The organism is Sphingorhabdus sp., assembly GCF_046596595.1.
Classification (GTDB): domain Bacteria; phylum Pseudomonadota; class Alphaproteobacteria; order Sphingomonadales; family Sphingomonadaceae; genus Sphingorhabdus_B.
On the sequence record NZ_JBKJMB010000109.1, the window covers coordinates 1 to 21798 of the forward strand.

A 21798-nucleotide genomic window follows, 5' to 3' on the forward strand; every position below is an offset into this window, starting at 1 on the left:
GCGGATCCTGATATTCTACATTTTGTCGATATTCCTGATCGTGTCCGTTGTCCCGTGGACCGAGATCGTTCCGAAAGTGTCGCCCTTTGCCACCACGCTTGCTTATATGGGCCTTCCGGCGGGCAAGATCATCATGGAAGCCGTCGTGCTCGTCGCGGTATTGTCCTGCCTCAATTCCGGGCTTTACGTCACCTCGCGCGCACTGTTCGGGCTTGCCAAGCATAAGGACGCGCCACAGTGGCTGGTTCAGGTCAACCGCCGCAAGGTCCCTGCCCGCGCCATCCTCATTGCCAGTCTCTTCAGTTATTTCGCGCTCGCCGCAGATGCAGTGTCACGCGACGTGGTGTTCAGCTTCCTCCTCAACAGCTGCGGCGTAACGATGTTGCTGCTGTACCTGATGACGGCTGGCGCGCAGCTCAGGTTGCGCCGCAAATATGAGGCCGAGGACCCGGCGCGGCTGCAGATCAAGATGTGGTTCCATCCTTATGGGACATATGTCGCGATCGCCGCCATGCTGGTGATATTGGTGGCCAAAGGCCTTGACCCCGCAGCATCAAAGGAATTGTGGCTGAGCCTTATTGTGGCTGGCGGTTTCGCGGCGGCGTTTTTCATGTTCCGGCGCGGAAAGGCGTAAGGCAACGCTACGTCACCCTGAACTACTTTCAGCATGACGTGTCGTGAGGGTTTCCCTTTTTAGTCAGGCCGGTTATGGCCCAAATCCATGACTATCGACAAGACTTTCGACCCCGCCGCAATTGAGGCGAAATGGTATGCGCATTGGGAATCCACTGGCGCGTTCCGGCCCGACCGGCCGAACGCCGAGCCTTACACTATCGTAAACCCGCCGCCCAATGTTACGGGCAGCCTGCACATCGGCCATGCGCTGGACAACACGTTGCAGGATATCCTGATCCGCCATGCGCGCTTGCAGGGCAAGGATGCCCTGTGGGTGGTCGGCACGGACCATGCAGGGATCGCAACGCAGATGGTGGTCGAACGGCAACTCAACGCCCGCCAGCAAAAGCGCACCGATTTCACCCGCGAGGAATTTGTCGCGAAGGTGTGGGAGTGGAAAGAGGAAAGCGGCGGCGAAATCACTGGCCAGCTGCGCCGGCTTGGCTGCTCGATGGATTGGGAAAATGAACGCTTCACGATGGACGAAGGCTTTTCAAAGGCCGTCATCAAGGTGTTTGTCGATCTGTATAATCAAGGCCTGCTCTATCGTGACAAAAGGCTCGTCAACTGGGACCCGCATTTCAAGTCCGCGATCTCCGACCTTGAGGTCGAAACGCGCGAAGTGAATGGCCATATGTGGCATTTCAAATATCCGCTCGCAGGCGGTGAGACCTATATGTATGTCGAGCGCGACGCCGACGGCAATGTCAAGCTTGAAGAGGAACGCGATTATATCGCCATTGCGACGACGCGGCCCGAAACAATGCTTGGCGACGGCGCGGTTGCGGTGCATCCCGACGATGAACGCTACAAGCCAATTATCGGCAAGCTTTGCGAAATCCCCGTTGGCCCCAAGGAACATCGCCGGCTGATCCCGATCATCACCGACGAATATCCCGACCCTGATTTCGGTTCAGGCGCGGTGAAGATCACCGGCGCGCATGACCAGAATGACTATGGCGTGGCGCAGCGCAACAATATCCCGATGTACCGCCTGATGGACGAGGTTGCCGCCATGCGCAGCGACGGCGCACCTTATGCCGAAGTCGCCGCGCGGGCCAAAGCCATCGCCGCTGGCGGCCAGTGGGCCGCCGCCGACATCGACGCGCTCAACCTTGTGCCCGACGCCTATCGCGGACTTGACCGGTACGATGCGCGCAAGCGGGTAGTTGCCGATATCGATGCCGATGGCCTGATGATTGCCGTCGAGAACAAGACCATCCAGCAGCCCTTTGGCGACCGTTCGGGCGTTGTCATTGAGCCTATGCTGACGGACCAATGGTATGTGGATGCCAAGACATTGGCGGCGCCCGCCATTGAAGCGGTGCGTTCGGGCGCGATCGATATCGTGCCGAAGTCGTGGGAAAAAACCTATTTCAACTGGATGGAAAATATCCAGCCCTGGTGCGTCTCGCGGCAATTGTGGTGGGGACATCAGATTCCGGCTTGGTTCGACGACGACGGCAAATGCTACGTCGCAGAGACTGCGGAAGCGGCGCAGGCGCTTGCCGGCGAAAGCATTGCGCTGACGCGCGATCCAGACGTCCTCGATACCTGGTTCTCCTCTGCGCTCTGGCCATTCGGCACCTTGGGCTGGCCCGAACAGACAGGCGCGCTCAACCGCCATTACCCGAATGACGTGCTCGTCTCGGGTTTTGACATCCTGTTCTTCTGGGATGCACGAATGGCGATGCAGGGCATTCACTTCATGAAGGAGGTGCCTTGGAAGACTTTGTACCTCCACGGCCTCGTCCGTGCGGCGGATGGTAGCAAGATGTCGAAGTCGAAGGGCAATACCGTCGACCCGCTTGGCCTGATTGACCAATACGGCGCCGATGCGCTGCGTTTCTTCATGGCGGCCATGGAAAGCCAGGGTCGCGACATCAAGATGGATGAAAGCCGCGTTGCTGGCTACCGCAATTTTGCAACCAAGCTTTGGAACGCCGCGCGCTTTGCGCAATCAAACGGCATCGGTGGATCGCAATCGATCAGCGCGCCCAAAGCCGAGCTTGCAGTCAACCGCTGGATTATTGGCGAAGTTGTCAGCACCGTTGAGAGGCTCAACAAGGCTTTTGCCGAATTCCGCTTCGATGGCATGGCTGATGTGCTTTACCACATGGTGTTCGATCAATTTTGTGACTGGTATCTTGAACTCATCAAGCCGGCCTTTGTGGATGGCGAGAAAGGCGAGATGGACGGCGAGTCGAAGATCGTCGCCGGCTGGGTGCTCGACCAGATATTGGTAATGCTGCATCCGTTCATGCCCTTCATCACTGAAGAATTGTGGCACGCGCTGTCGGACCCTGCCGCACCGCGCAGCTATGACATCATCCACGCCAAATGGCCTGAGCCCAACGCGGCTATGGACGCAGAGGCGGTCGACGAAATCAACTGGGTCGTCGACACGATCAGCAAAACGCGATCCTTCAAGGCGGAACTGAACATAGCGCCGGGCACGCGCCTGATCGCAAATATTGCCGAGCCGCAACCATCGACTATCACTTTTATCGCGCGCCAGGCTGCTGCTTTGGCCCGCCTCGGCCGCATTGATGATTTTGTCTATGTGCCGGTCGCGACCAATAACGTGGCGCAAATTGTCGTGGGCGGCGATACCATCGTCTTTGCCCTTGATGGCATCATCGACCTCGACGCAGAGCGCAGCCGCATCGCCAAAGCCATCGAGGCTGTCGCCAAGGAGCGCGATGCGCTCGCGGGTCGCCTGTCTAACGCCGCCTTTGTCGAAAGGGCCAAGCCCGAGGCGGTTGAAAAGGCGCGCGCGGACCATGCCGAAAAGGCAGCAGAGGCAGAGCGGCTCACAGCGGCATTGGCGCGGCTTGGGTGAGTAAGGGGCAAAGCCTAGCTTGGGCATTTCACCGATCCGGCGCAATACCCTTGCTGTGAGTACGCCAGCACATCAACGCGACCTGACCAATGGCCCAGTGGCCAAGACCTTGTTCGTGTTCGCACTGCCGTCGCTGGGTGTAAACATACTCCAGTCGCTAAACCACTCAGTCAATTCCGTGTGGATCGGGCAATTTCTGGGTGAAGAAGCACTTGCGGCATCGGCTAATGCCGGGCTCATCATGTTCTTGATGTTCTCGACATTGTTCGGGTTTACGATGGCGACGACGATATTGATTGGCCAGAATATGGGCCGGCGGGACATTGAGTCTGTTCGCCGGATCATGGGAACCGCATTCGGCATATTTTTTGTTGCGGGTGTTGTTTTTGCTGCCGCCGGTTGGATTTTTGCCCCGCATATGCTGCGTCTTATGGCAACGTCGGAGAGCGTCTATCCGCTTGCATTATCATATTTGCGCGTCATTTTCCTCACCATGCCAGCGACGTTTGTGATGATCCTTATTTCATCGTCGCTGCGCGGTGTGGGCGATTCTGTCACACCGTTCTGGAACACGGTACTGAATGTTGTCCTGGACATCATACTGAACCCCATTTTCATATTGGGATGGGGACCGATTCCGGCGATGGGAATCGCTGGTTCCGCGCTTGCGACGATACTTGCCGGCGTTGTGAGTCTGGGTTTGCTACTGCGCAAGGTGTATGCTCTTGACCTCACAATCCGCTTGCGTGGGGATGAATTGAAATGGCTCCGGCCCGACCCGCGTTATCTCAAACCGATTGCGCGCATGGGTTTACCGATGGGATTGTCGATGATTATCATGTCGGGTTCTGCGGTTGTGATGATTGGCCTCGTCAACCTCGAAGGCGTCAACACAACGGCAGCCTTTGGAGTCATGAACCAGTTGTGGAGCTATGTCCAAATGCCCGCTGTAGCGGTAGGCGCAGCTGTTAGTGCAATGGTCGCACAGAATATCGGAGCAAACAAATGGGATCGGGTCAGCCATATCGTCTGGTCCGGCATTGGCATCAATCTGCTTATGTCAGGCGTGCTGATTGCCATGATGACCTATTTCGCGAGCCCGCTGCTTGGCCTTTTCCTGCCAAATGATAGTCCAGCTATCCCCCTTGCGATTCACATCAACCATATCGTGGGGTGGAGCTTTGTTTTGATGGGCGTGTCCGTCGTCGTAACCTTTGCGGTGCGCGCCAACGGCGCTGTTGTCGCACCGCTTCTGATATTGATATTCAGCGCCGTGCTGGTGCGATTTAGCGTCGGCTTTGGCCTGTATGACCGCTTTGGCGCAGATGCCATATGGAGCTCGTTCATTGCCACTTCTATTGCGTCGTGCATATTGTCGATTGCTTATTATTTGCACGGTGGATGGAAAAAGGCAAAGGCCATGCCATCAATGGCGGCGGTACCGCTGCAAGCGATGCCCGAATAATCCACTGTCCTACAGACACTGCCTTGTGCCATGAGCTTTTCCATGAACCACGTCGTTACATCATTCGTTAGGTCGGAAGTATCGAGGCTTCTACGGCTTTGCCAATTCCTGATGATCATATTTGTAGCCAGCATTGCCCATGCCCAGGCTCCGGTTGCCTCCCCTGCCCAAAATGTCCGCGCGTCAATCGACGCCGAAACGCGTCGCCCTGCGCCCGGCGGCGTTGTGACGGTCGCCATTGTCATGGACCCGAAGCCGGGTTGGCATGATTATTGGCTAAACCCCGGTGATGCAGGAACGCCGCTTGAACTGGACTGGCAACTACCCGCCGGCGTGACCGCTGGTCCGGTTCGTGCGCCAGTACCCGAGACGTTGATTGTCAGCGGATTCATGAACCATATTTACAAGGCGAAACACGCGTTCCTGATTGACCTGAAAATTCCGGAAAATGCTCAAGTCGGACAGGCTTTGGATATCAAGGTGGATGCGCGCTGGTCAGCCTGTTCGGACCTAGTGTGCATTCCCGAAGGCGCCACTTTAGCTATTCCAGTTCAAATTGGCTCAGGCGCAATTGACGCCATAAACCGCGCGCGATTTGACGCCTGGCGCAGCGCCTTGCCCGTAATGCTTGACCGCGCGGCGCTGTATGCAGTGAACGGCAAGCGGATCGATATCGCCATCCCCTATCCACGTAGCGCCGATGTCGGGCGTGTCTGGTTCTTCGCAGCAAGCGAGAACAGGCTCCTATATGCTGCCCCGCAAACTGCGCGGAGAACGGGCGATTGGCTGATTGTCAGCAGCGAGATAAAAAATCCTTTTGATGGCCAGTTTGACGGCCTTCTGCGATTTAACGATGCGCAGGGGCTTCAGGTGCGCGCAATAAAGGGAGACGTACCCGCTGGCGGCGACAACGTGTCGGTTTTCAGCGAGGGGGCAACTGGGGAAGTTCAGCAAGCTCAGCTTGGCTTTGGCTGGATACTAGGGTTTTCTGTGCTTGGCGGGCTGCTGTTGAACCTGATGCCTTGCGTGTTCCCAATTCTTGGGTTGAAGGCTTTGAGCCTTGCCAAAATGGGCGGCGATGAAGGCGAAGCGCGCCGCGATGCCGTCGCCTACACCGTCGGTATCATTTTAAGTTGCCTTGTCCTGGGCGGTGTGATGCTTGCATTACGTGCTGCGGGAGAAGAAGTGGGCTGGGCATTCCAGTTACAGGACCCGGCCATTGTGCTGCTTCTCCTGTTGCTCATGGTGGCGGTTACGGCAAATCTTATTGGCCTGTTTGAAATTGGTGGCATCGGCGCCGGCGAGAGACTCACCCGCAAAGGTGGTATCGCTGGTTCATTCTGGACCGGCGTTCTTGCGGCCGTTGTTGCCACGCCTTGCACCGGGCCATTTATGGCCGCCGCTATGGGCGCAGCCTTGCTATTGCCCGCAACGCTTGCATTGTTGATTTTTGCAGGACTTGGCTTTGGGCTCGCGCTGCCGTTTCTTCTTATTGCCTTCGTCCCGGCGCTGCGCAAACGCATGCCAAGGCCGGGACCGTGGATGGTGCGCTTTCGCCAATGGATGTCAGTGCCGATGGCGCTCACTACACTGGCGTTGCTGTGGCTGCTCTATCAGCTTGCAGGCTTCAGCGGCTTGTTGATTGGTGGCACCGCCACACTGATTATCCTATTGTGCTTGTTTGCGCTGGGGCGGAAACAGAAAAGCGGGGCGTCGCGCAAATTTGTGGTCGCCACTCTATTGGGAATAACCGCGGTTACGATGTTGATCATAGACAACGCTGCAGTGGTGCCGCCTGCGACGCAAACAGCAAAAAATGGCAGCCTCCCTTTCAACGAAGCACGCCTCGCGTCGTTGCGTGCGCAAGGCAGGCCGGTGTTTCTCTATTTCACTGCAGATTGGTGCGTGACCTGTAAGGTCAACGAAAATGCTGCCATCGATCGTACCGAAACCAGCGCAGCTTTTACAAAGGCGGGTATTGTCGTCATGGTGGGAGATTACACGCGCCGCGACCCCGACATCACCCGGTTTCTCACGAAATACGGTCGGTCAGGGGTGCCACTCTATCTATATTTCCCCAAAGACGGTGAACCCCGAATTCTTCCGCAAATACTGAATGTCGACGACTTAACTGCGCTCGCAGGGGTAGGGTAGCTTTAGTTGATGCGATAGCAGCGTACTAAGCCGTTACTACATTATCATCGAGGTCGATGCGTAACACGCGATTTGCGCCTATAACCGTAATGCCGCGCAAACCGGTGACCCCGACCAGGGGTATTGCACGTTCATATGTTTCTGTGTTGCCGCCAATAGTTTCCTTGACGTGGCCCGTTCGACGGATGGCGGCAACCTCGACCGCCCAATAGTCAGGACGCTCATTATAATATCGTGGTGCAAGGCGCACCTCCAGATCCGCACCAGGATGCGCGCCGGTGACCCATAGATAGAGACTATCCTGAAAAGCGACGGTGCGGATCTCTGCCGACCGAAAGTCAATGATTCGCCCGTTGGGTAAGCTGGACAAAGATCCGCTAGAGGTGGTTATCATATTGGAGCCTAAATTATTGTCGCGACGCTGAGTTTTAGATTTCTCAGTTTTATAATTTTATTGCGCGCCTTTGATGGTCGGCTTGCGAATCAACAAGTAAATTTTTTGCCGATATCGAAAGGTGGCTGAAACTGCTGGAGATTTTCTTCCTCTCCCCCGCTTTTTTTCTGACTGAAACCGTTGGGCGCATCGATTCTTCGTTGAGACTCGCCAAAAAGTCGTCGGGCGCGCATCATACCGACGCACAAAAGCAGTAGCTGCTCCGCTAAAAGCCTTTATCTGCGAGCAAATTGGCTGTATTGGCGCTTCGGAACATCACAAGGAGTATCGACTATCGCAACCCCGCCTACCCGGCGCGCCATGACCCCACCTGTTAAAAGTGGTCCGCGCTACAATAATCTCATCACCGTCGAAAAAGTACGGGTCATCGACGACGATGGCGAGAATTTGGGTGTTATGTATACCCGCGAAGCGATAGCGCAAGCAGCCGAAGTTGGGCTTGATCTGGTTGAGGTTTCACCGAACGCTGATCCTCCCGTGTGCAAGTTTCTGGATATCGGCAAGTTCAAATATGAGGCCCAGAAAAAGGCCAATCTAGCCCGTAAGAGCCAGAAAACCCAAGAAATCAAAGAAATCAAGATGCGCCCGAACATTGATGACCATGATTATATGGTCAAGATGAAGAAGGTCGCAGAGTTCATTGAAGAGGGCGACAAGGTCAAGATCACGTTGCGGTTCCGCGGGCGTGAACTGGCGCACCAGCAATTGGGCATGCAATTGCTTCAGCGCGTTCAGGCCGATACGACCGAAACCGCAAAGATCGAAGCGCATCCCCGGATGGAAGGCCGTCAAATGCTCATGGTGCTGTCGCCCAAATAGGGCGTGGTCACCAGATGGATTGCCGAATCAGTTCGGCACCGACCAACACCATTAGAAGCTGAATGATGATGTTGAACCGTTGTGGTGAGACTCGTTTCACCAGCTTCACGCCTGCGACGGTGCTGAGTATCGCGAGTGGCAGAAACAAAGCGGTCAGCGTCATATTCTGCGTGTTGAATTGACCAAGGGCCGCATATGCCGGAACTTTCATCCAGTTTATGATGGCAAAGAATATCGAAGACGTGCCCACAAACACCAAATGCGGAAAGTTGCGGGAGAGCGCCCAAATCTGAAAGGGAGGCCCGCCTGCGTGTGCGATCTGGCTGGTGAAGCCGGAAAGGACCCCCATCACAGCGCCCACCCATTTGGGCGCTGGACCACTCATTTTCATTTGCAGGCTGAACAAGGGTAACAGCCGATAGACACCAAACGCCAGCGCAATAACGCCAACAAAACCGCGTACAGCATCTGCATTAATGGCAGACGCCAGTAGCCAGCCTAAGAAAATGCCAACCGCAGCCCCGGGTATGGTGAGCCATAACGTTGCAACGTCATAGCTGCGACGGAAGGCCCAGACGCTAACGACATCTTGCACCATCAATATGGGCAAAAGCATGCCCGCTCCCGCCACAGGATCCATAACCAAAGCTAATAATGGCATCGCGGTAGCACCGAGGCCTGCAAAACCACCCTTGGCTAATCCGACCAGAATAACGGCAACGCTGGCTACGATGTAAAAGCCGATTTCGGTCGGCAGACTCAAGGCTGCTTCGTGCGCTTTCGCACAGCAAGGACATAAATGATCGCCGCTGCTGAGGCGAAAAAGAACCATTGGATCGCGTAGAAGCCATTACTCGATATCTTGCTTTCGATCTTACTTAAAGACGGGGGGTCAGCGGCGCGAAGCCCTCCCAACCCATCTTTGGACACCAACATTGGGCGCAGCACGATCCGTTTTCCGAACAACTTTGCGATCATCGACTGGCGGTCAGGCTCAGTGGTAATAATGCCTTCGACCTGTCCACCGTTCCAATCTATCGTTTCATTTGGCCGTGCAGATATGCCCGCGACAATCAGGGCCCCCGGACCTTCTGCACCCGTCACGCATTCAGCCAAATAGCGCGTGCCAGTCTTGCCTGTATTGTCGCTACCCGAATCCTCCGTCCACGCTGACACGCGCAAACAATTAACCGATGATTTGCGGTGCAACGCGCTCATGCTGACTGGGCCCAGGCCTGGATAGGTAATAGCAGGCTTCGATTTGTTGGCGGACACTTGCTTCAGTAACAGCGCATTATGTGCCTTGCGTTCCAACTGCCAGAACCCAAGGCCAATCATCGTGGCGACGGCAATAGCAACAAATATTGTTGGTATGATGGGCCAACGTATCACGTCAAATCACTCTTTCCCGCCTCGTGCGCACGGTTTCGAAATTCAGCCGCCAAAAGCGCCGCTTTGGCCATTCGCAATGTGAGGACGGTCAATGCAGTAGTGAACGGGACCCAAATTATGACATGGACCCAAAATGGCGGGTGGAATGCTGCGTCGAGCATTAGGGCGAACACAATAATCAGAGCCCCGATGACCATGGTCAGCAACGCTGCGGGGCCATCCCCAACGTTGAAGCTGCTATAATCCAGTCCACAGTTGCCACATTTCTCAGCAAATCGACCAAGCCCTGCGAACAAGGTTTTGTGTCCGCATTGCGGGCAGAGACCAAAAAGGGCAGCCTTCGCTATGCTAGGCTGCCCTTCAATTGTTGGTGTCGAAGTCATTTACGCGTGAACTGGCGCGCCCCAGCCGCCCCAAATGTAAATGGTGATGAAGAGGAACAACCAAACGACATCAACAAAATGCCAATACCAAGCGGCTGCTTCAAAACCGAAATGTTGTTTTGGTGTGAAGTGGCCTTTGTATGTACGCGCGAGACAGACAGCCAGGAAGATCGTACCTACAATGACGTGAAAGCCGTGAAATCCCGTCGCCATATAGAAGGCCGTGCCGTAATTCAGCCCACCAAAAGGAAATGGTGCGACGGAATATTCGTACGCCTGAATAGCACTGAACAGCATCCCGAGAAGGATGGTCAACCATAGGCCTTTTTTAAGACCCTCGCGGTCTCCATGGATAAGCGCGTGGTGTGCCCATGTAACCGTCGTACCCGAACACAACAATATGAGCGTATTGAGCAATGGAAGCTTCATGGAGTCGAGGACTTCCAAGCCCTTTGGCGGCCACTGCATGAGAGCTGCAGCGCCTTCCTGCCCGATCAGATTGGTGACTGTGAATGCGTGAGTCTCAGCATCTTTGACGATTTCCAGCGGCACTGGAAACAAGGAATAATCAAACCATGCCCAAAACCAAGCCACGAAGAACATCACTTCCGAAGCAATGAACATGATCATGCCGTAACGCAGATGCAATTGTACGACTGGCGTATGATCGCCCGATTGCGCTTCATGGACGACATCGCTCCACCAAGCATAGAAGGTGTAAATCACACCAATTGCTCCGACCCCAAAAATGAGGCTACCGTAACCAAATTGCTCGGGATGCATCCACATCACCAAGCCGAAAAACATCGTCAGGGCCGAAAACGAGCCCAGCAACGGCGTGATGCTTGGTGGCAGAATATGATAATCATGATTTTTGGCACCCGCCATGGTCAATTCCCTGCAATCTTATCGGTTAACAAAATGCTTTAGCCACCGTTCGCCGCTTGGTCCACCGTGTTCGGCTTCTCAACGGGGTAGAATGTGTAGCTGAGCGTGATTTCTTCAATGTCTTTAGTGTCCGGATCAGTCATAATCTGAGGATCTACATAATAGAGCACCGGCATCCGAACTTGCTCCCCCGGCTTCAATGTTTGCTCAGTGAAACAAAAGCACTGGATCTTGTTAAAGTATTTGCCCGCAAGTTCGGGTGTAACATTAAACGCCGCTGTTCCCGTGATGGTTTCATTGGACAGGTTCTTGGCAAGAAATATCGACATGTCCTTGGCACCGATCGTTACGGTGTCGGTGGGCCGTTCCGGTTTGAAGTCCCACGGCAAGTCGCTGCGATGGTTGGCATCGAATCTTATGACCATGGTCTTGTTTATTGCGGATACCGTTGCGGCCTGTGCGGCATCGACGCGCATCGTGGTCCCACCAAAGCCAGTGACCTGGCAGAAGATGCGGTAAAGCGGCACAGCAGCAAAGCCAACGCCGACCATGGAGACCGCGAGACCAGCGGCCAGAAAACCCATTTTCGCGTTCGATACGGCCATCAGTTCGCTCCCCCGACCTTTACGACGGTGATGAAGAAGAAAAGGATGCATAGTCCAACAAGCGCAACACCCATGACGCGGGACCGAGCAGCCTGACGTTTACGAATAACGACGGTCTCTTCGACGGTGTAAGGTGGGCGATCAATTGGGGTCATGATATGAGCATCCGGTCAAACGCGAAGAGCGCAAAGAGAAGGAAAAGGTAAAGGATTGAAAAAGCGAATAGTTGCTTTTCTGGCTTCATAGCCGCCGCTTCAACGGCGTCATTTTTCCACACCCGATACGCCAACACAAGAAACACGAGGTTCAGCGCGATAGACGTGGCACCGTATAGCCAACCGGTCTGGCCAATCACGAACGGCAATATGGCTGTTGCCGCCATCGGAAAGCTATAAGCGAAAATCTGGTCCCGTGTGACCTTCTGCCCCTTTACATTGGGCATCATCGGAATACCGGCCGCGCCGTAATCAGTCTTCATGAACAATGCGAGCGCCCAGAAGTGCGGCGGTGTCCACAAAAAGATAATGGCAAACAGCAATATCGGCAAAAGCGTGACATCGCCTGTTACTGCCGCCCAGCCTATGACGGGCGGGAAGGCCCCTGCAGCACCGCCAATGACGATGTTCTGCGGCGTGTTGGGCTTTAGCCAGATGGTGTAGACGATCGCGTAAAAGAATATCGAGAAAGCGAGCAACCCAGCTGACAACCAGTTGACGGCCACACCCATGATACCGACAGAGAACGCTGCCAGGCCAATACCGAAATGCAGTGCGGATTGACGGTCCATCCTGCCCGCAGGCAGAGGGCGACGCGATGTGCGCGCCATTTTGGCGTCAATATCCGCTTCGTAATATTGGTTCAACGCACCACACGCACCCGCCCCCAAAGCAATGCACAGGATAGCGGTAAACCCGATGATGGGATGAATGCTACCTGGCGCAGCAAGCAATCCGCAAAGCGCCGTGAACACGACAAGCGACATCACCCGTGGCTTTGTTAAAGCCCAGAAATCGCGCCATTCAGCTGGCAAAATGATGTCACGCGTTGCGGTTGTCATGCCTGTTCCCAAACGTACGAAACGTTTAAAGCGGCGAACCGCCGCCGGTTACTTGATAACCGGCAGCGTTTCGAATTGGTGATAAGGTGGAGGGCTTGTCAACGTCCACTCGAGTGTCGTTGCGCCTTCGCCCCAGTAATTGCCTTCTGCGCGTGGGCCAGCGACCAACGACCAGATGACATTCACGAAGAATATCAGCACGCCAAAGGCCATGATGACATAGCCCGTCGACGCGACACCGTTCCAATAGGCAAAGGCCTCCGGATAATCAGGATAACGACGCGGCATGCCCGAGTTTCCAAGGAAGTGCATCGGGAAGAACAATACGTTCACGCCGATGAAAAACACCCAGAAGTGCAGATGGCCAAGAAATTCATTCAAGCGACGACCCGACATCTTGCCAAACCAGTAATAGAAACCGGCAAAGAGCGAGAACACTGCACCCAGCGACAACACATAATGGAAGTGGGCCACGACATAATAAGTATCATGCAGGTTATCGTCGAGGCCACCATTGGCAAGCACAACACCCGTCACGCCACCAACGGTGAACATGAAGATGAAACCCATTGCCCATACCATTGGTGTCTTGAAGCTAACCGAACCGCCCCACATCGTTGCAATCCAGCTAAAAATCTTGATCCCAGTCGGTACCGCGATCACCATCGTTGCTGCCGTGAAGTACATCTTCATATCGACGCTCATGCCCGTGGTGAACATGTGGTGCGCCCAGACGACGAAGCCAACCACGCCAATCGCGACCATGGCATAGGCCATGCCGAGATAACCAAAGACTGGCTTGCGGCTGAAGGTTGCCACAATCTGACTGATGATGCCGAAGCCCGGCAGGATCATGATATACACTTCAGGGTGGCCGAAGAACCAGAAGAGATGCTGGTACAGAACCGGATCACCGCCAGCTGACGCATCGAAGAATGCGCCGCCAAAGTTACGGTCAACCAGAAGCATCGTGATAGCGGCCGCCAGAACCGGCAAAGCCAGCAACAGCAGGAACGCCGTCACAAGAACTGACCAGACAAACAATGGCATCTTGTGCAAGGTCATGCCTGGAGCACGCATGTTGAAAATGGTAGTGATGAAGTTGATGGCACCCAAAATCGACGCAGCGCCAGCGAGGTGGAGCGAGAAAATAGCCATGTCGACGGCAGGCCCAACTGAGCCCGAAGTCGACAGCGGGGCATAGACCGTCCAGCCGGTACCGGCACCAAGCCCTGTACCGCCGGGTACAAAGCTTGAACCAAGCAGCATGATGAATGCGACGACAGTCAGCCAGAAGCTGATGTTGTTCATACGCGGAAATGCCATGTCTGGCGCTCCGATCATCAAGGGGACAAACCAGTTACCAAAGCCACCGATAATCGCAGGCATGACCATGAAGAACACCATGATCAAGCCGTGAGCCGTGATCAAAACATTCCACATATGATAGGCTTCATCGAGCGAAGCCTCCTTGCCAGCCATCATCGATGCCCAGCCCTGAAGATACTGAATGCCCGGTGCCGCAAGCTCCATGCGCATAAGGCCGGAAATCGCGCCACCGATAATCCCCGCGAAAATCGCAAAGATCAAATAGAGCGTTCCGATATCCTTATGGTTGGTCGACATGAACCAGCGGGCAAAAAAGCCCGGCTTGTGGTCCGCGTCATGATGGTCATGCGCGTGAAGGTCTGTACCTGTGGCGGCTATGGTTGTCATCCGTCTGGCCTCTTTACTTGGTTGGCGCTGCAGGTGCAGCAGCTGTGTCTGGGTTATTTGCGGTTCCCGCAGGAGCTACAGGAGCGGCTACGCTTTGCCCTGGAGCAGCAGCGGCGGCGGGCGCTGGCTTGTCTGCACCCGGCATTGTGCCGCCCTGGGCCTTGACCCATGCTTCAAACTGCGCGGGCGGAAGCGCTTCTACCACTAGGGGCATGAAGGCATGACGCGCGCCGCATAATTCGGAACATTGACCAAAATATACACCTGGCTTCGTGATCGTCAGCGATTTTTCGTTCAGACGGCCCGGTACGGCATCCAGCTTGAACCAGAGCGACGGTACGGCAAAAGCGTGAATCACGTCCGCAGCAGTCGTCTGGATGCGCAATGGAACGCCTGCTGGCACAACCATACGGTTGTCCGCAGCCATCAGCTTTGGTCCGTCATTGTCTGTACGGAAGCGTTCGCCCTTGGCGACGTCTTCTTTTTCCTTCAGCATGTTCGAGACGACTTCGAAACCACCGTGATCAGGGTAAGTATAACCCCAATACCACTGATATCCGGTTGCCTTGATGGTCACCGCATTGGCGGGCGCTGGCTTGAACTGCTTCGCCAGAAGGTCAAGCGACGGATAGGCAATGCCCAACAAAATAAGCACGGGGACCAGAGTCCAGACCACCTCAATAAAGGTATTGTGCGTTGTTTTCGATGGCACAGGGTTAACACGGCGATTGAACCGCAAGACTACCCAAAGTAGCAGACCAAGAACGAAGATCGAGATGACCGTGATGATAGGCAACAGGACCGCGTTGTTGATCCATTTGGCATATTGGCCATTGTCGCTGAACTGTTCCTGAAAATCAACTTCCTTAGCCTTTGGCATGCCAACGCTGTTTTTATAGTCGGGACGCATTGGCGTGTAACCGGGCAATGATCCGTCCATGGACTTGGGCGCAGCGGCGGCAGCAGGTGCGCCTTCTGTCGCTGGGGTCGCGGTTGCAGCAGCCGGCATTGCTACAACGGGCGCAGCCACTTCCTTTGCGACCGGCGCAGGCGCTGGATTCGCCGGCTGCGCCATTGCCAGAGTAGGTGTGGTCAGCACAGCTACTATTACCAGAATTTTCTTCAACATATTCATCAACTTAGCCCTGTATTCTTGATGCGACGCAGGAACTTTGCGCTGGTCTTACCTACCGTTAAACGGCCAGACTGGCGCGACCTATAGTCGTGCTCATCTGAACGCTCAAGCAGAGGATTCATTATATTTAGCATTTAATTGCTCCACTTTTCTACCTATTTGCGTTGCAATCCGCTAAACGGAACATGCAAAAGATAACATTGGCTAATCAGGAAAATTCTCCCAATCATGACCGAAGATGAAATACTTTCCGAATTCCGTAGCGTCGAGGCATTGCTTGAGGGGCACTTCCTTCTGTCCTCCGGTCGTCACAGCGCCTATTATCTTCAATGCGCACGCTTATTGATGAACCCCGAGCGCGCAGGACGAATTGCGCTTGCGATCACGCAAAAAATCCCGCGCGAGCTTCGCAGCGAGGTGGAGGTCGTCATTTCACCAGCAATGGGCGGGATCATCATTGGTCATGAAATGGCGCGCGCGCTTGGCGTCGATGCCTTGTTTGTCGAACGTCCTGACGGTGTCTTCGGTTTGCGCCGTGGCTTTTCACTCGCGCCAGGGACGAAGGTTATTTTGATCGAGGATGTCGTTACAACGGGTCTTTCCTCTCGCGAAGCTATTGCCGCAATCAAAAGTGCAGGCGGCGTCGTAATCGCCGCTGGTGCCGTCGTTGACCGGTCGGCTGGCACCGCAGAGCTTGGCGTGCCATTTTTCCCATTAATCCAGTTGAATTTTCCGACCTATGCACCCGACGAGTTGCCACCAGAGCTTGCGATGAGCCAGGCGGTAAAGCCAGGTAGCCGGAAATTATGATGGAAACGCCAAGCACCCCGCGTCTGCGATTAGGCGTCAACATCGATCATGTGGCAACGATCCGCAATGCGCGCGGCGGGGAGCATCCCGACCCCGTTCGTGCGGCACAGATCGTCGCAGAGGTTGGTGGTGACGGCATTACCGCCCACCTGCGCGAAGATCGGCGGCACATTCGCGATGCAGATATTCAACGCATTATGGCGGCAACCACTTTACCGCTTAACCTTGAAATGGCCGCAACCGAGGAAATGATGGAAATCGCGCTGCGGCATAAGCCACACGCTGCCTGCATTGTCCCGGAACGTCGTGAGGAGCGCACAACCGAGGGTGGGCTCGACGCAGCGGGCCAGCACAACCACCTCGCGCCGATTGTCGCGCGGTTGTTGGACGCTGGCATCCGCGTGAGCCTGTTCATTGAGCCTGATGCGCGCCAGATTGAGGCCGCCATTCGATTGCGCGCGCCGATCATAGAGTTTCACACGGGTAAATACGCCCATTCCGAAGGTGGCGAGCGGGAAATCGAATTGCGCAGGATAGCTGATGCAGCTGCATTGGCTGCAAAGAACGGCATTGAGCCGCATGCCGGCCATGGCCTGACGTTTGAAAATGTTCAACCAATTGCCGCAATCCCGCAATTTGCCGAACTCAACATCGGGCATTATTTGATTGGCGAGGCTATTTTTATCGGGCTTGAGGCAAGCGTCCGCAAGATGCGGACCTTGATGGATCTTGCCCGGTGATCATCGGACTTGGTTCCGACCTGTGTAATATCGACCGCATTGCCCGTTCGCTCGATCGCTTTGGCGCACGCTTTGAAAACCGGGTCTTTACGGACGTCGAACGCGCAAAGGCGGGCCGAAGACCCTTCACCAAAGCCGGGACTTACGCGAAACGTTTTGCAGCCAAAGAGGCTTTTTCCAAGGCTGTGGGAACCGGTTTCAAACATGGTGTGTTCATGAAGGACATTGGCGTTGTTAATGCAGCGTCCGGTGCGCCAACTCTCTCCCTTACAGGCGGAGCAAAAGCGCGGCTCGACGCGATGATACCTTCCGGCTATGAGGCCCATATTCATTTGACACTGACTGATGACCACCCTTGGGCGCAAGCATTTGTCATTATAGAAGCGTTGAGATTGCAAGAGGCATGAACAGTTTGACCACCGACAACAGCAATCCCGCCACACCGCCCGCGCCAGCCCCCGAAAAGCAAGGCTGGGCATCTTCGGCATGGGCGGAAATCAAGGGCATGTTCTGGCTGCTGCTAGCTGTTCTCGCTTTTCACAGCTTCATCGCGAAGCCCTTTTACATCCCGTCGATTTCGATGATGCCGACCTTGCTTGTGGGTGACCGGCTGTTCGTCAGCAAATATCCTTATGGCTGGAGCCATGTTTCGCCCACAATCCCCAACCCGGCCGCGATATTCCGTTGGCTTGTGCTGCGCGAGGATGTTGACGCGCTTGCTGTCCCCTTGCCCGAAAGCAACACCCGTGTCTGGGGGAAGATGCCCGAACGCGGCGATATCGTCATATTGACGCCCAAGGGCAAATATCAGGACTGGATCAAGCGCGTCATCGGATTGCCCGGCGACACCATATCCTTGCGTGAGGGTCAGGTTTTCTTGAATGGAAAGGCGGTTCCACAGGACACACAGCCAAACCTCATATTGCCAGTCGACGCCAACAACCCGTGCAATGACTATGATTTTCCCGGAGCGCTAACACGCGGCGATGATGGATCTCTGACCTGTCATTTGCCCATCATCCGCGAGACACTGCCCAATGGTGCGCGATATGATACGATCGATGCGCGCCGGGGCGATACCGATAACATGGCACCGGTCAAGATACCGGCAGGACATGTATTCCTAATGGGCGATAACCGCGACAATAGTTCCGACAGCCGGGTGCCTGCTGAACTTGGTGGCTTGGGTGGCCCTGTTTCATGGGACCGCATCGGCGGTCGCGCCGAGATAATTACATTTTCGGTCGATGGCAGCACAAGTCTGAGCCCCGCGACGTGGATAGGCTCGTTGCGCAGCGACCGTGCCGGCACAAGCCTGCGTCCCAAAAAGGTCATTCAGGGTGAATGAAGCGCCTGATGCTGCGCCAACCAAACCGCGTCGGCCGCGAAAAAAACTGGTCCTTCAGGAGGACATATTCCGCGAAGAGGTCGGGCCAACCGAACTTTACGACCCAGTCATTCGTTCCGAGATAAAGCGCGCGACTGTCTGGATTGGCATGGCAACTTTGGTTATCGCGCTTATCTGGCTTGCGCAGCCCATCCTCCTGATAATCGGCGGGATTGTTCTTGCCGCGATGTTTGATGGCGGGGCGCGTCTATTGGGCCGGGTTTTACCTATCCCGCGCGGATTTCGCCTGACAATCGTCGTGCTGGCCGTGTTCGGCTTTATGTATTGGACATTTGTTTTTACGGGCTCTGAACTTGCCGCCCAGGCCGCAAGTCTTCAGGCTATCGTTGAAACGCAGATTGAATCCATCGGCAATAGGATTGAGGCCGCAGGGTTCAATATCTCTGCTGAAGATGTGAAGGGTCTTGGATCACAGATTTTGAACTCGGTCGGCCGCGTTACTGAAGCTGTCTCATCCGTATTGGGCGCGGTTACGAACTTGGCGATGATGCTGGTTCTTGCCATCTTCATCGCGGCAGAACCGCGCATGTACGAACGGGGTGTCGCTTGGATGTTGCCCCTCGCCGAGCGCGAGCATTTCTATGTCACCGCCGGAAAACTGGGCAGCGTGTTGCGCCGCCTGATGGCAGGGCGCTTGCTTGGCATGGCGGTAGAAGGTGTTGGCACATGGATATTGCTGAGCCTCGGGAACGTTCCGATGGCAGCGTTGCTTGGCGTGCTGACTGGCTTGCTCGCATTCCTGCCAAATATCGGCGCGATCGTCTCGGGCGCGCTCATCATATTGGTTGGCTTCTCTGCCGGGGTCGATGTTGGCCTTTATGCGGTATTTGTGTATTTCGTGGTTCAAATGGTCGACGGCTATTTGATTGTGCCCATGGTAGCCAAGCGCGCGGTTGATTTGGCACCGGCATTGGTTCTTGGCGCACAGATTCTTTTCGGCGCCTTGTTCGGCATATTGGGCCTTGCGCTTGCTGACCCCATTATCGCGATGATCAAGGTCGCGCTTGAGCGGCAATCCGCTCGCAATGAAGCACGGGCCATTCGCGAAGGGCCCTGATGTAAGCCGCATGCTCTTGCTGATATGTTTCTTTTTGGGCGTCGCAAACTTCGCGCTGCACAAGGCGGTAGCGGAATCTGGCCATCCTTTTGTCGATGAGGCGAAGCGGCGTTTTAGTGCACATTTCGGACAATATGGCAGCTATATGATTGAGCTTGCCCTTCTGATCGGCGCAATGTGGTTGGCCAACGCAGGATCCGTTGCCCTTGCGGTGATGTATGGCGCGTATACCGCGATAAATGGCGTGGCAACTTGGCTCTTGCTGTCGGGCAAGGCATGAACGGCATTTGTGCTTTGGATTAATCTAATTATATGGCGCCTGTGCCGCCAATAGCTCCATCCTCTGACACAAAGCCCGATTTCGCCGTCATGCGGCGTTTCCTGCCCTATCTTTGGCCGAAGAACGAGGCTGGCCTGCGCGTGCGTATTGTCTTCGCATTAATGCTGGTGGTGATCTCAAAACTCATCCAGCTCAGCATGGCCTGGGTCTATGGCCAAGCCATCGATCGCATGGTGCCGGGCATGGAAGACAGCGTGGCAATTGCGGTCGCCTTGGTGGCGGCTTATGCAGGCGCGCGTTTTGGCGGCGTGCTGTTCGACAATCTGCGCAACGTCGTATTTGAACGCGTTGGCCAGGAGGCAACACGACGATTGGCAGAAAATGTCTTCAGCCATTTGCACAATCTATCGATGCGGTTTCACATGAACCGGCGCACAGGCGCAGTTACCAAGGTCATCGAACGCGGCACGAAGAGCATCGATATCATGCTCTATTTCCTGTTGTTCAACATTGCGCCGACGTTGCTCGAGCTTGTCTTGGTCTCGGTTTATTTCAAGATCTCGTTTGGCTGGGGGATGGTCGTAGCAACGCTGATCATGGTCGTGAGCTACATCACGTACACGACGTTGATCACCAACTGGCGTAACAAATTGCGTGAGGAAATGAACGAGCTCGACACGCAAACCGTCGCCAAGTCGGTGGACAGCCTTTTGAATTATGAGACCGTCAAATATTTCAACGCGGAAAAGCGCGAGACGCGCCGCTATGCCGAAGTGGTCCACCATTACGCAAATGCAGCGGTAAAGTCGGAAAACTCGCTGGCCGCATTGAACATCGGGCAGTCGCTCATCACCAACATAATGATGGCAGGCGCGATGGGCTATGTTGTCTGGGGCTGGTCGCGCGGGCAGTTCACAACGGGCGATGTTGTGACGGTAAACACCCTGCTCGCGCAGCTTTTCCGTCCTTTGGACATGCTTGGGATGGTCTATCGTACCATCCGCCAGGGCCTGACCGACATGGCTGCCATGTTCGATTTGATCGATACGCCCGCAGAAATCACTGACAAGCCAAATGCACCTGCTCTGGCGGTCAGCAGCGGCGAGGTGGTGTTTGACGATGTGCGCTTCGCATATGACGCCGACCGGCAGATCCTGAACGGCGTGAGCTTTAAAATAGAGCCTGGACATACGCTTGCAGTCGTTGGCCCTTCGGGCGCAGGTAAGTCGACGATTGCGCGGCTGCTGTACCGTTTTTACGATATTACCGGCGGCCGCATCACGATTGACGGGCAAGATTTGCGCGATGTCACGCAATCCAGCCTCCGCAGCTCGATCGGGATCGTGCCGCAGGATACGGTGCTGTTCAATGACAGCATCGGGTACAATATTGGTTATGGCCGTGAAGGCTCCAGCCAAGACGAAATCGAAGAAGCGGCGCGTGGTGCGTCTATCCATGGCTTTATCGAGTCATTGCCTGATCAATATTCTGCTAAAGTGGGCGAGCGGGGCTTAAAACTGTCAGGCGGCGAAAAACAACGCGTGGCGATTGCGCGAACCTTGCTCAAAAATCCGCCTTTGCTTATCTTGGATGAGGCCACGAGCGCGCTCGACAGCCGCACCGAATCCGAAATACAGGCCACGCTTGATCGTATTTCGGAACGCCGCACCACCATCGTCATCGCGCACCGGCTTTCAACCGTGGTCAACGCTGACCAGATTATTGTGCTTGAGGCAGGGCAAGTTGCTGAAAAAGGCACGCACCTTCAGCTGCTCCGCAAGAATGGCCTTTATGCCGATATGTGGGCGCGCCAGCAAAGCGAAGCTGAAGAAGAGGCTGCGCCCGTCGGCTGACGCGTTGGCTGGACCGAAGGGCTCCAGTCAGGCTATCCACAGACCTATTGCATCACTCGCAAGTG

At 55.2% G+C, this 21798-nt stretch carries 22 protein-coding genes; 12 read left to right on the forward strand and 10 right to left on the reverse strand.

Features of this window, described 5'->3' with window-relative positions; genetic code table 11:
• The 4 genes from ACLL9E_RS10735 to ACLL9E_RS10750 all read left to right on the forward strand — a co-directional run.
• Positions 1-634 (forward strand): amino acid permease (locus ACLL9E_RS10735; protein ID WP_411291729.1); only part of this gene is annotated, 634 nt, incomplete at its 5' end.
• An 87-nt stretch (positions 635-721) separates the two neighbouring features.
• Positions 722-3517, forward strand: coding sequence for a valine--tRNA ligase (locus ACLL9E_RS10740; protein WP_411291730.1), 2796 nt, complete (start codon positions 722-724; stop codon positions 3515-3517).
• Positions 3518-3536: 19 nt separating this feature from the next.
• A complete protein-coding gene (locus ACLL9E_RS10745; RefSeq protein ID WP_411291731.1) occupies positions 3537-4982 on the forward strand; it encodes an MATE family efflux transporter in 1446 nt (481 codons plus the stop codon).
• Positions 4983-5093: 111 nt separating this feature from the next.
• On the forward strand, positions 5094-7136 hold the full coding sequence (locus ACLL9E_RS10750) for a protein-disulfide reductase DsbD family protein (RefSeq protein WP_411291732.1): 2043 nt from the start codon (positions 5094-5096) through the stop codon (positions 7134-7136).
• Between the two features lie 25 nt (positions 7137-7161).
• Here the strand turns inward: ACLL9E_RS10750 and ACLL9E_RS10755 are convergent, their stop codons facing one another.
• On the reverse strand, positions 7162-7530 hold the full coding sequence (locus ACLL9E_RS10755) for a hypothetical protein (RefSeq protein WP_411291733.1): 369 nt from the start codon (positions 7528-7530) through the stop codon (positions 7162-7164).
• Positions 7531-7890: 360 nt separating this feature from the next.
• Here ACLL9E_RS10755 and infC point away from each other — a divergent pair, with 360 nt between their 5' ends.
• Positions 7891-8409: a translation initiation factor IF-3 gene (gene infC / locus ACLL9E_RS10760; protein ID WP_125231149.1), complete on the forward strand. Its 519-nt coding sequence runs from the start codon at positions 7891-7893 to the stop codon at positions 8407-8409.
• Positions 8410-8416: 7 nt separating this feature from the next.
• On the opposite strand, the gene ACLL9E_RS10765 is transcribed toward infC, so the two are convergent.
• The 9 genes from ACLL9E_RS10765 to coxB are packed head-to-tail and all read right to left on the reverse strand — an operon-like array spanning position 8417 to position 15585.
• Complete coding sequence (locus ACLL9E_RS10765; protein ID WP_411291734.1) at positions 8417-9172, reverse strand: sulfite exporter TauE/SafE family protein; 756 nt, start codon at positions 9170-9172, stop codon at positions 8417-8419.
• Positions 9169-9801 (reverse strand): SURF1 family cytochrome oxidase biogenesis protein, encoded by a 633-nt coding sequence (locus ACLL9E_RS10770; protein WP_411291735.1) that lies wholly within the window; start codon positions 9799-9801, stop codon positions 9169-9171. Before ACLL9E_RS10770 ends, ACLL9E_RS10765 begins: the two co-directional genes overlap by 4 nt.
• Positions 9798-10184, reverse strand: coding sequence for a DUF983 domain-containing protein (locus ACLL9E_RS10775; protein WP_411291736.1), 387 nt, complete (start codon positions 10182-10184; stop codon positions 9798-9800). The genes ACLL9E_RS10770 and ACLL9E_RS10775 overlap by 4 nt, the downstream gene beginning before the upstream one ends.
• Positions 10185-11072, reverse strand: coding sequence for a cytochrome c oxidase subunit 3 (locus ACLL9E_RS10780; RefSeq protein WP_411291737.1), 888 nt, complete (start codon positions 11070-11072; stop codon positions 10185-10187).
• Positions 11073-11110: 38 nt separating this feature from the next.
• A complete protein-coding gene (locus ACLL9E_RS10785) occupies positions 11111-11677 on the reverse strand; it encodes a cytochrome c oxidase assembly protein (protein ID WP_411291738.1) in 567 nt (188 codons plus the stop codon).
• Positions 11677-11832, reverse strand: coding sequence for a hypothetical protein (locus tag ACLL9E_RS10790; RefSeq protein WP_411291739.1), 156 nt, complete (start codon positions 11830-11832; stop codon positions 11677-11679). Before ACLL9E_RS10790 ends, ACLL9E_RS10785 begins: the two co-directional genes overlap by 1 nt.
• On the reverse strand, positions 11829-12734 hold the full coding sequence (locus tag ACLL9E_RS10795) for a heme o synthase (RefSeq protein WP_411291740.1): 906 nt from the start codon (positions 12732-12734) through the stop codon (positions 11829-11831). Before ACLL9E_RS10795 ends, ACLL9E_RS10790 begins: the two co-directional genes overlap by 4 nt.
• A gap of 48 nt (positions 12735-12782) precedes the next feature.
• Positions 12783-14450 (reverse strand): cytochrome c oxidase subunit I, encoded by a 1668-nt coding sequence (gene ctaD / locus ACLL9E_RS10800; RefSeq protein ID WP_411291741.1) that lies wholly within the window; start codon positions 14448-14450, stop codon positions 12783-12785.
• A gap of 13 nt (positions 14451-14463) precedes the next feature.
• Positions 14464-15585, reverse strand: a complete 1122-nt coding sequence (gene coxB, locus ACLL9E_RS10805) for a cytochrome c oxidase subunit II (protein WP_411291742.1) — start codon at positions 15583-15585, stop codon at positions 14464-14466.
• Between the two features lie 228 nt (positions 15586-15813).
• Here coxB and pyrE point away from each other — a divergent pair, with 228 nt between their 5' ends.
• The 7 genes from pyrE (at position 15814) to ACLL9E_RS10840 (ending at position 21733) form a co-directional block, all read left to right on the forward strand.
• Positions 15814-16395 carry an orotate phosphoribosyltransferase gene (gene pyrE / locus ACLL9E_RS10810; protein ID WP_411291743.1) on the forward strand — a complete coding sequence of 194 codons (582 nt, stop codon included), beginning with the start codon at positions 15814-15816 and terminating at the stop codon, positions 16393-16395.
• Complete coding sequence (locus ACLL9E_RS10815; RefSeq protein WP_411291771.1) at positions 16395-17135, forward strand: pyridoxine 5'-phosphate synthase; 741 nt, start codon at positions 16395-16397, stop codon at positions 17133-17135. The genes pyrE and ACLL9E_RS10815 overlap by 1 nt, the downstream gene beginning before the upstream one ends.
• Complete coding sequence (acpS, locus tag ACLL9E_RS10820; RefSeq protein WP_411291744.1) at positions 17132-17542, forward strand: holo-ACP synthase; 411 nt, start codon at positions 17132-17134, stop codon at positions 17540-17542. Before ACLL9E_RS10815 ends, acpS begins: the two co-directional genes overlap by 4 nt.
• Entirely contained in the window at positions 17539-18483 is a 945-nt protein-coding gene (gene lepB / locus ACLL9E_RS10825; protein ID WP_411291745.1) for a signal peptidase I, read from the forward strand. The genes acpS and lepB overlap by 4 nt, the downstream gene beginning before the upstream one ends.
• A 64-nt stretch (positions 18484-18547) precedes the next feature.
• Positions 18548-19600 (forward strand): AI-2E family transporter, encoded by a 1053-nt coding sequence (locus ACLL9E_RS10830; protein WP_411291772.1) that lies wholly within the window; start codon positions 18548-18550, stop codon positions 19598-19600.
• A 10-nt stretch (positions 19601-19610) separates the two neighbouring features.
• Entirely contained in the window at positions 19611-19880 is a 270-nt protein-coding gene (locus tag ACLL9E_RS10835; RefSeq protein WP_411291746.1) for a hypothetical protein, read from the forward strand.
• Positions 19881-19921: 41 nt separating this feature from the next.
• Positions 19922-21733, forward strand: coding sequence for an ABCB family ABC transporter ATP-binding protein/permease (locus tag ACLL9E_RS10840; protein WP_411291773.1), 1812 nt, complete (start codon positions 19922-19924; stop codon positions 21731-21733).
• Positions 21734-21798: the final 65 nt, after the last annotated feature.

Excerpts from the sequence above, each read along its gene's own strand:
- ACLL9E_RS10740 (WP_411291730.1), top strand. The coding sequence starts at position 722 with ATGACTATCGACAAGACTTTCGACCCCGCCGCAATTGAGGCGAAATGG.
- ACLL9E_RS10750 (WP_411291732.1), top strand. The coding sequence starts at position 5,094 with ATGATCATATTTGTAGCCAGCATTGCCCATGCCCAGGCTCCGGTTGCC.
- ACLL9E_RS10755 (WP_411291733.1), bottom strand. The coding sequence starts at position 7,530 with ATGATAACCACCTCTAGCGGATCTTTGTCCAGCTTACCCAACGGGCGA.
- infC (WP_125231149.1), top strand. The coding sequence starts at position 7,891 with ATGACCCCACCTGTTAAAAGTGGTCCGCGCTACAATAATCTCATCACC.
- ACLL9E_RS10775 (WP_411291736.1), bottom strand. The coding sequence starts at position 10,184 with ATGACTTCGACACCAACAATTGAAGGGCAGCCTAGCATAGCGAAGGCT.
- ACLL9E_RS10780 (WP_411291737.1), bottom strand. The coding sequence starts at position 11,072 with ATGGCGGGTGCCAAAAATCATGATTATCATATTCTGCCACCAAGCATC.
- ACLL9E_RS10785 (WP_411291738.1), bottom strand. The coding sequence starts at position 11,677 with ATGGCCGTATCGAACGCGAAAATGGGTTTTCTGGCCGCTGGTCTCGCG.
- ACLL9E_RS10790 (WP_411291739.1), bottom strand. The coding sequence starts at position 11,832 with ATGACCCCAATTGATCGCCCACCTTACACCGTCGAAGAGACCGTCGTT.
- ACLL9E_RS10795 (WP_411291740.1), bottom strand. The coding sequence starts at position 12,734 with ATGACAACCGCAACGCGTGACATCATTTTGCCAGCTGAATGGCGCGAT.
- ctaD (WP_411291741.1), bottom strand. The coding sequence starts at position 14,450 with ATGACAACCATAGCCGCCACAGGTACAGACCTTCACGCGCATGACCAT.
- coxB (WP_411291742.1), bottom strand. The coding sequence starts at position 15,585 with ATGAATATGTTGAAGAAAATTCTGGTAATAGTAGCTGTGCTGACCACA.
- pyrE (WP_411291743.1), top strand. The coding sequence starts at position 15,814 with ATGACCGAAGATGAAATACTTTCCGAATTCCGTAGCGTCGAGGCATTG.
- ACLL9E_RS10815 (WP_411291771.1), top strand. The coding sequence starts at position 16,395 with ATGGAAACGCCAAGCACCCCGCGTCTGCGATTAGGCGTCAACATCGAT.
- lepB (WP_411291745.1), top strand. The coding sequence starts at position 17,539 with ATGAACAGTTTGACCACCGACAACAGCAATCCCGCCACACCGCCCGCG.
- ACLL9E_RS10835 (WP_411291746.1), top strand. The coding sequence starts at position 19,611 with ATGCTCTTGCTGATATGTTTCTTTTTGGGCGTCGCAAACTTCGCGCTG.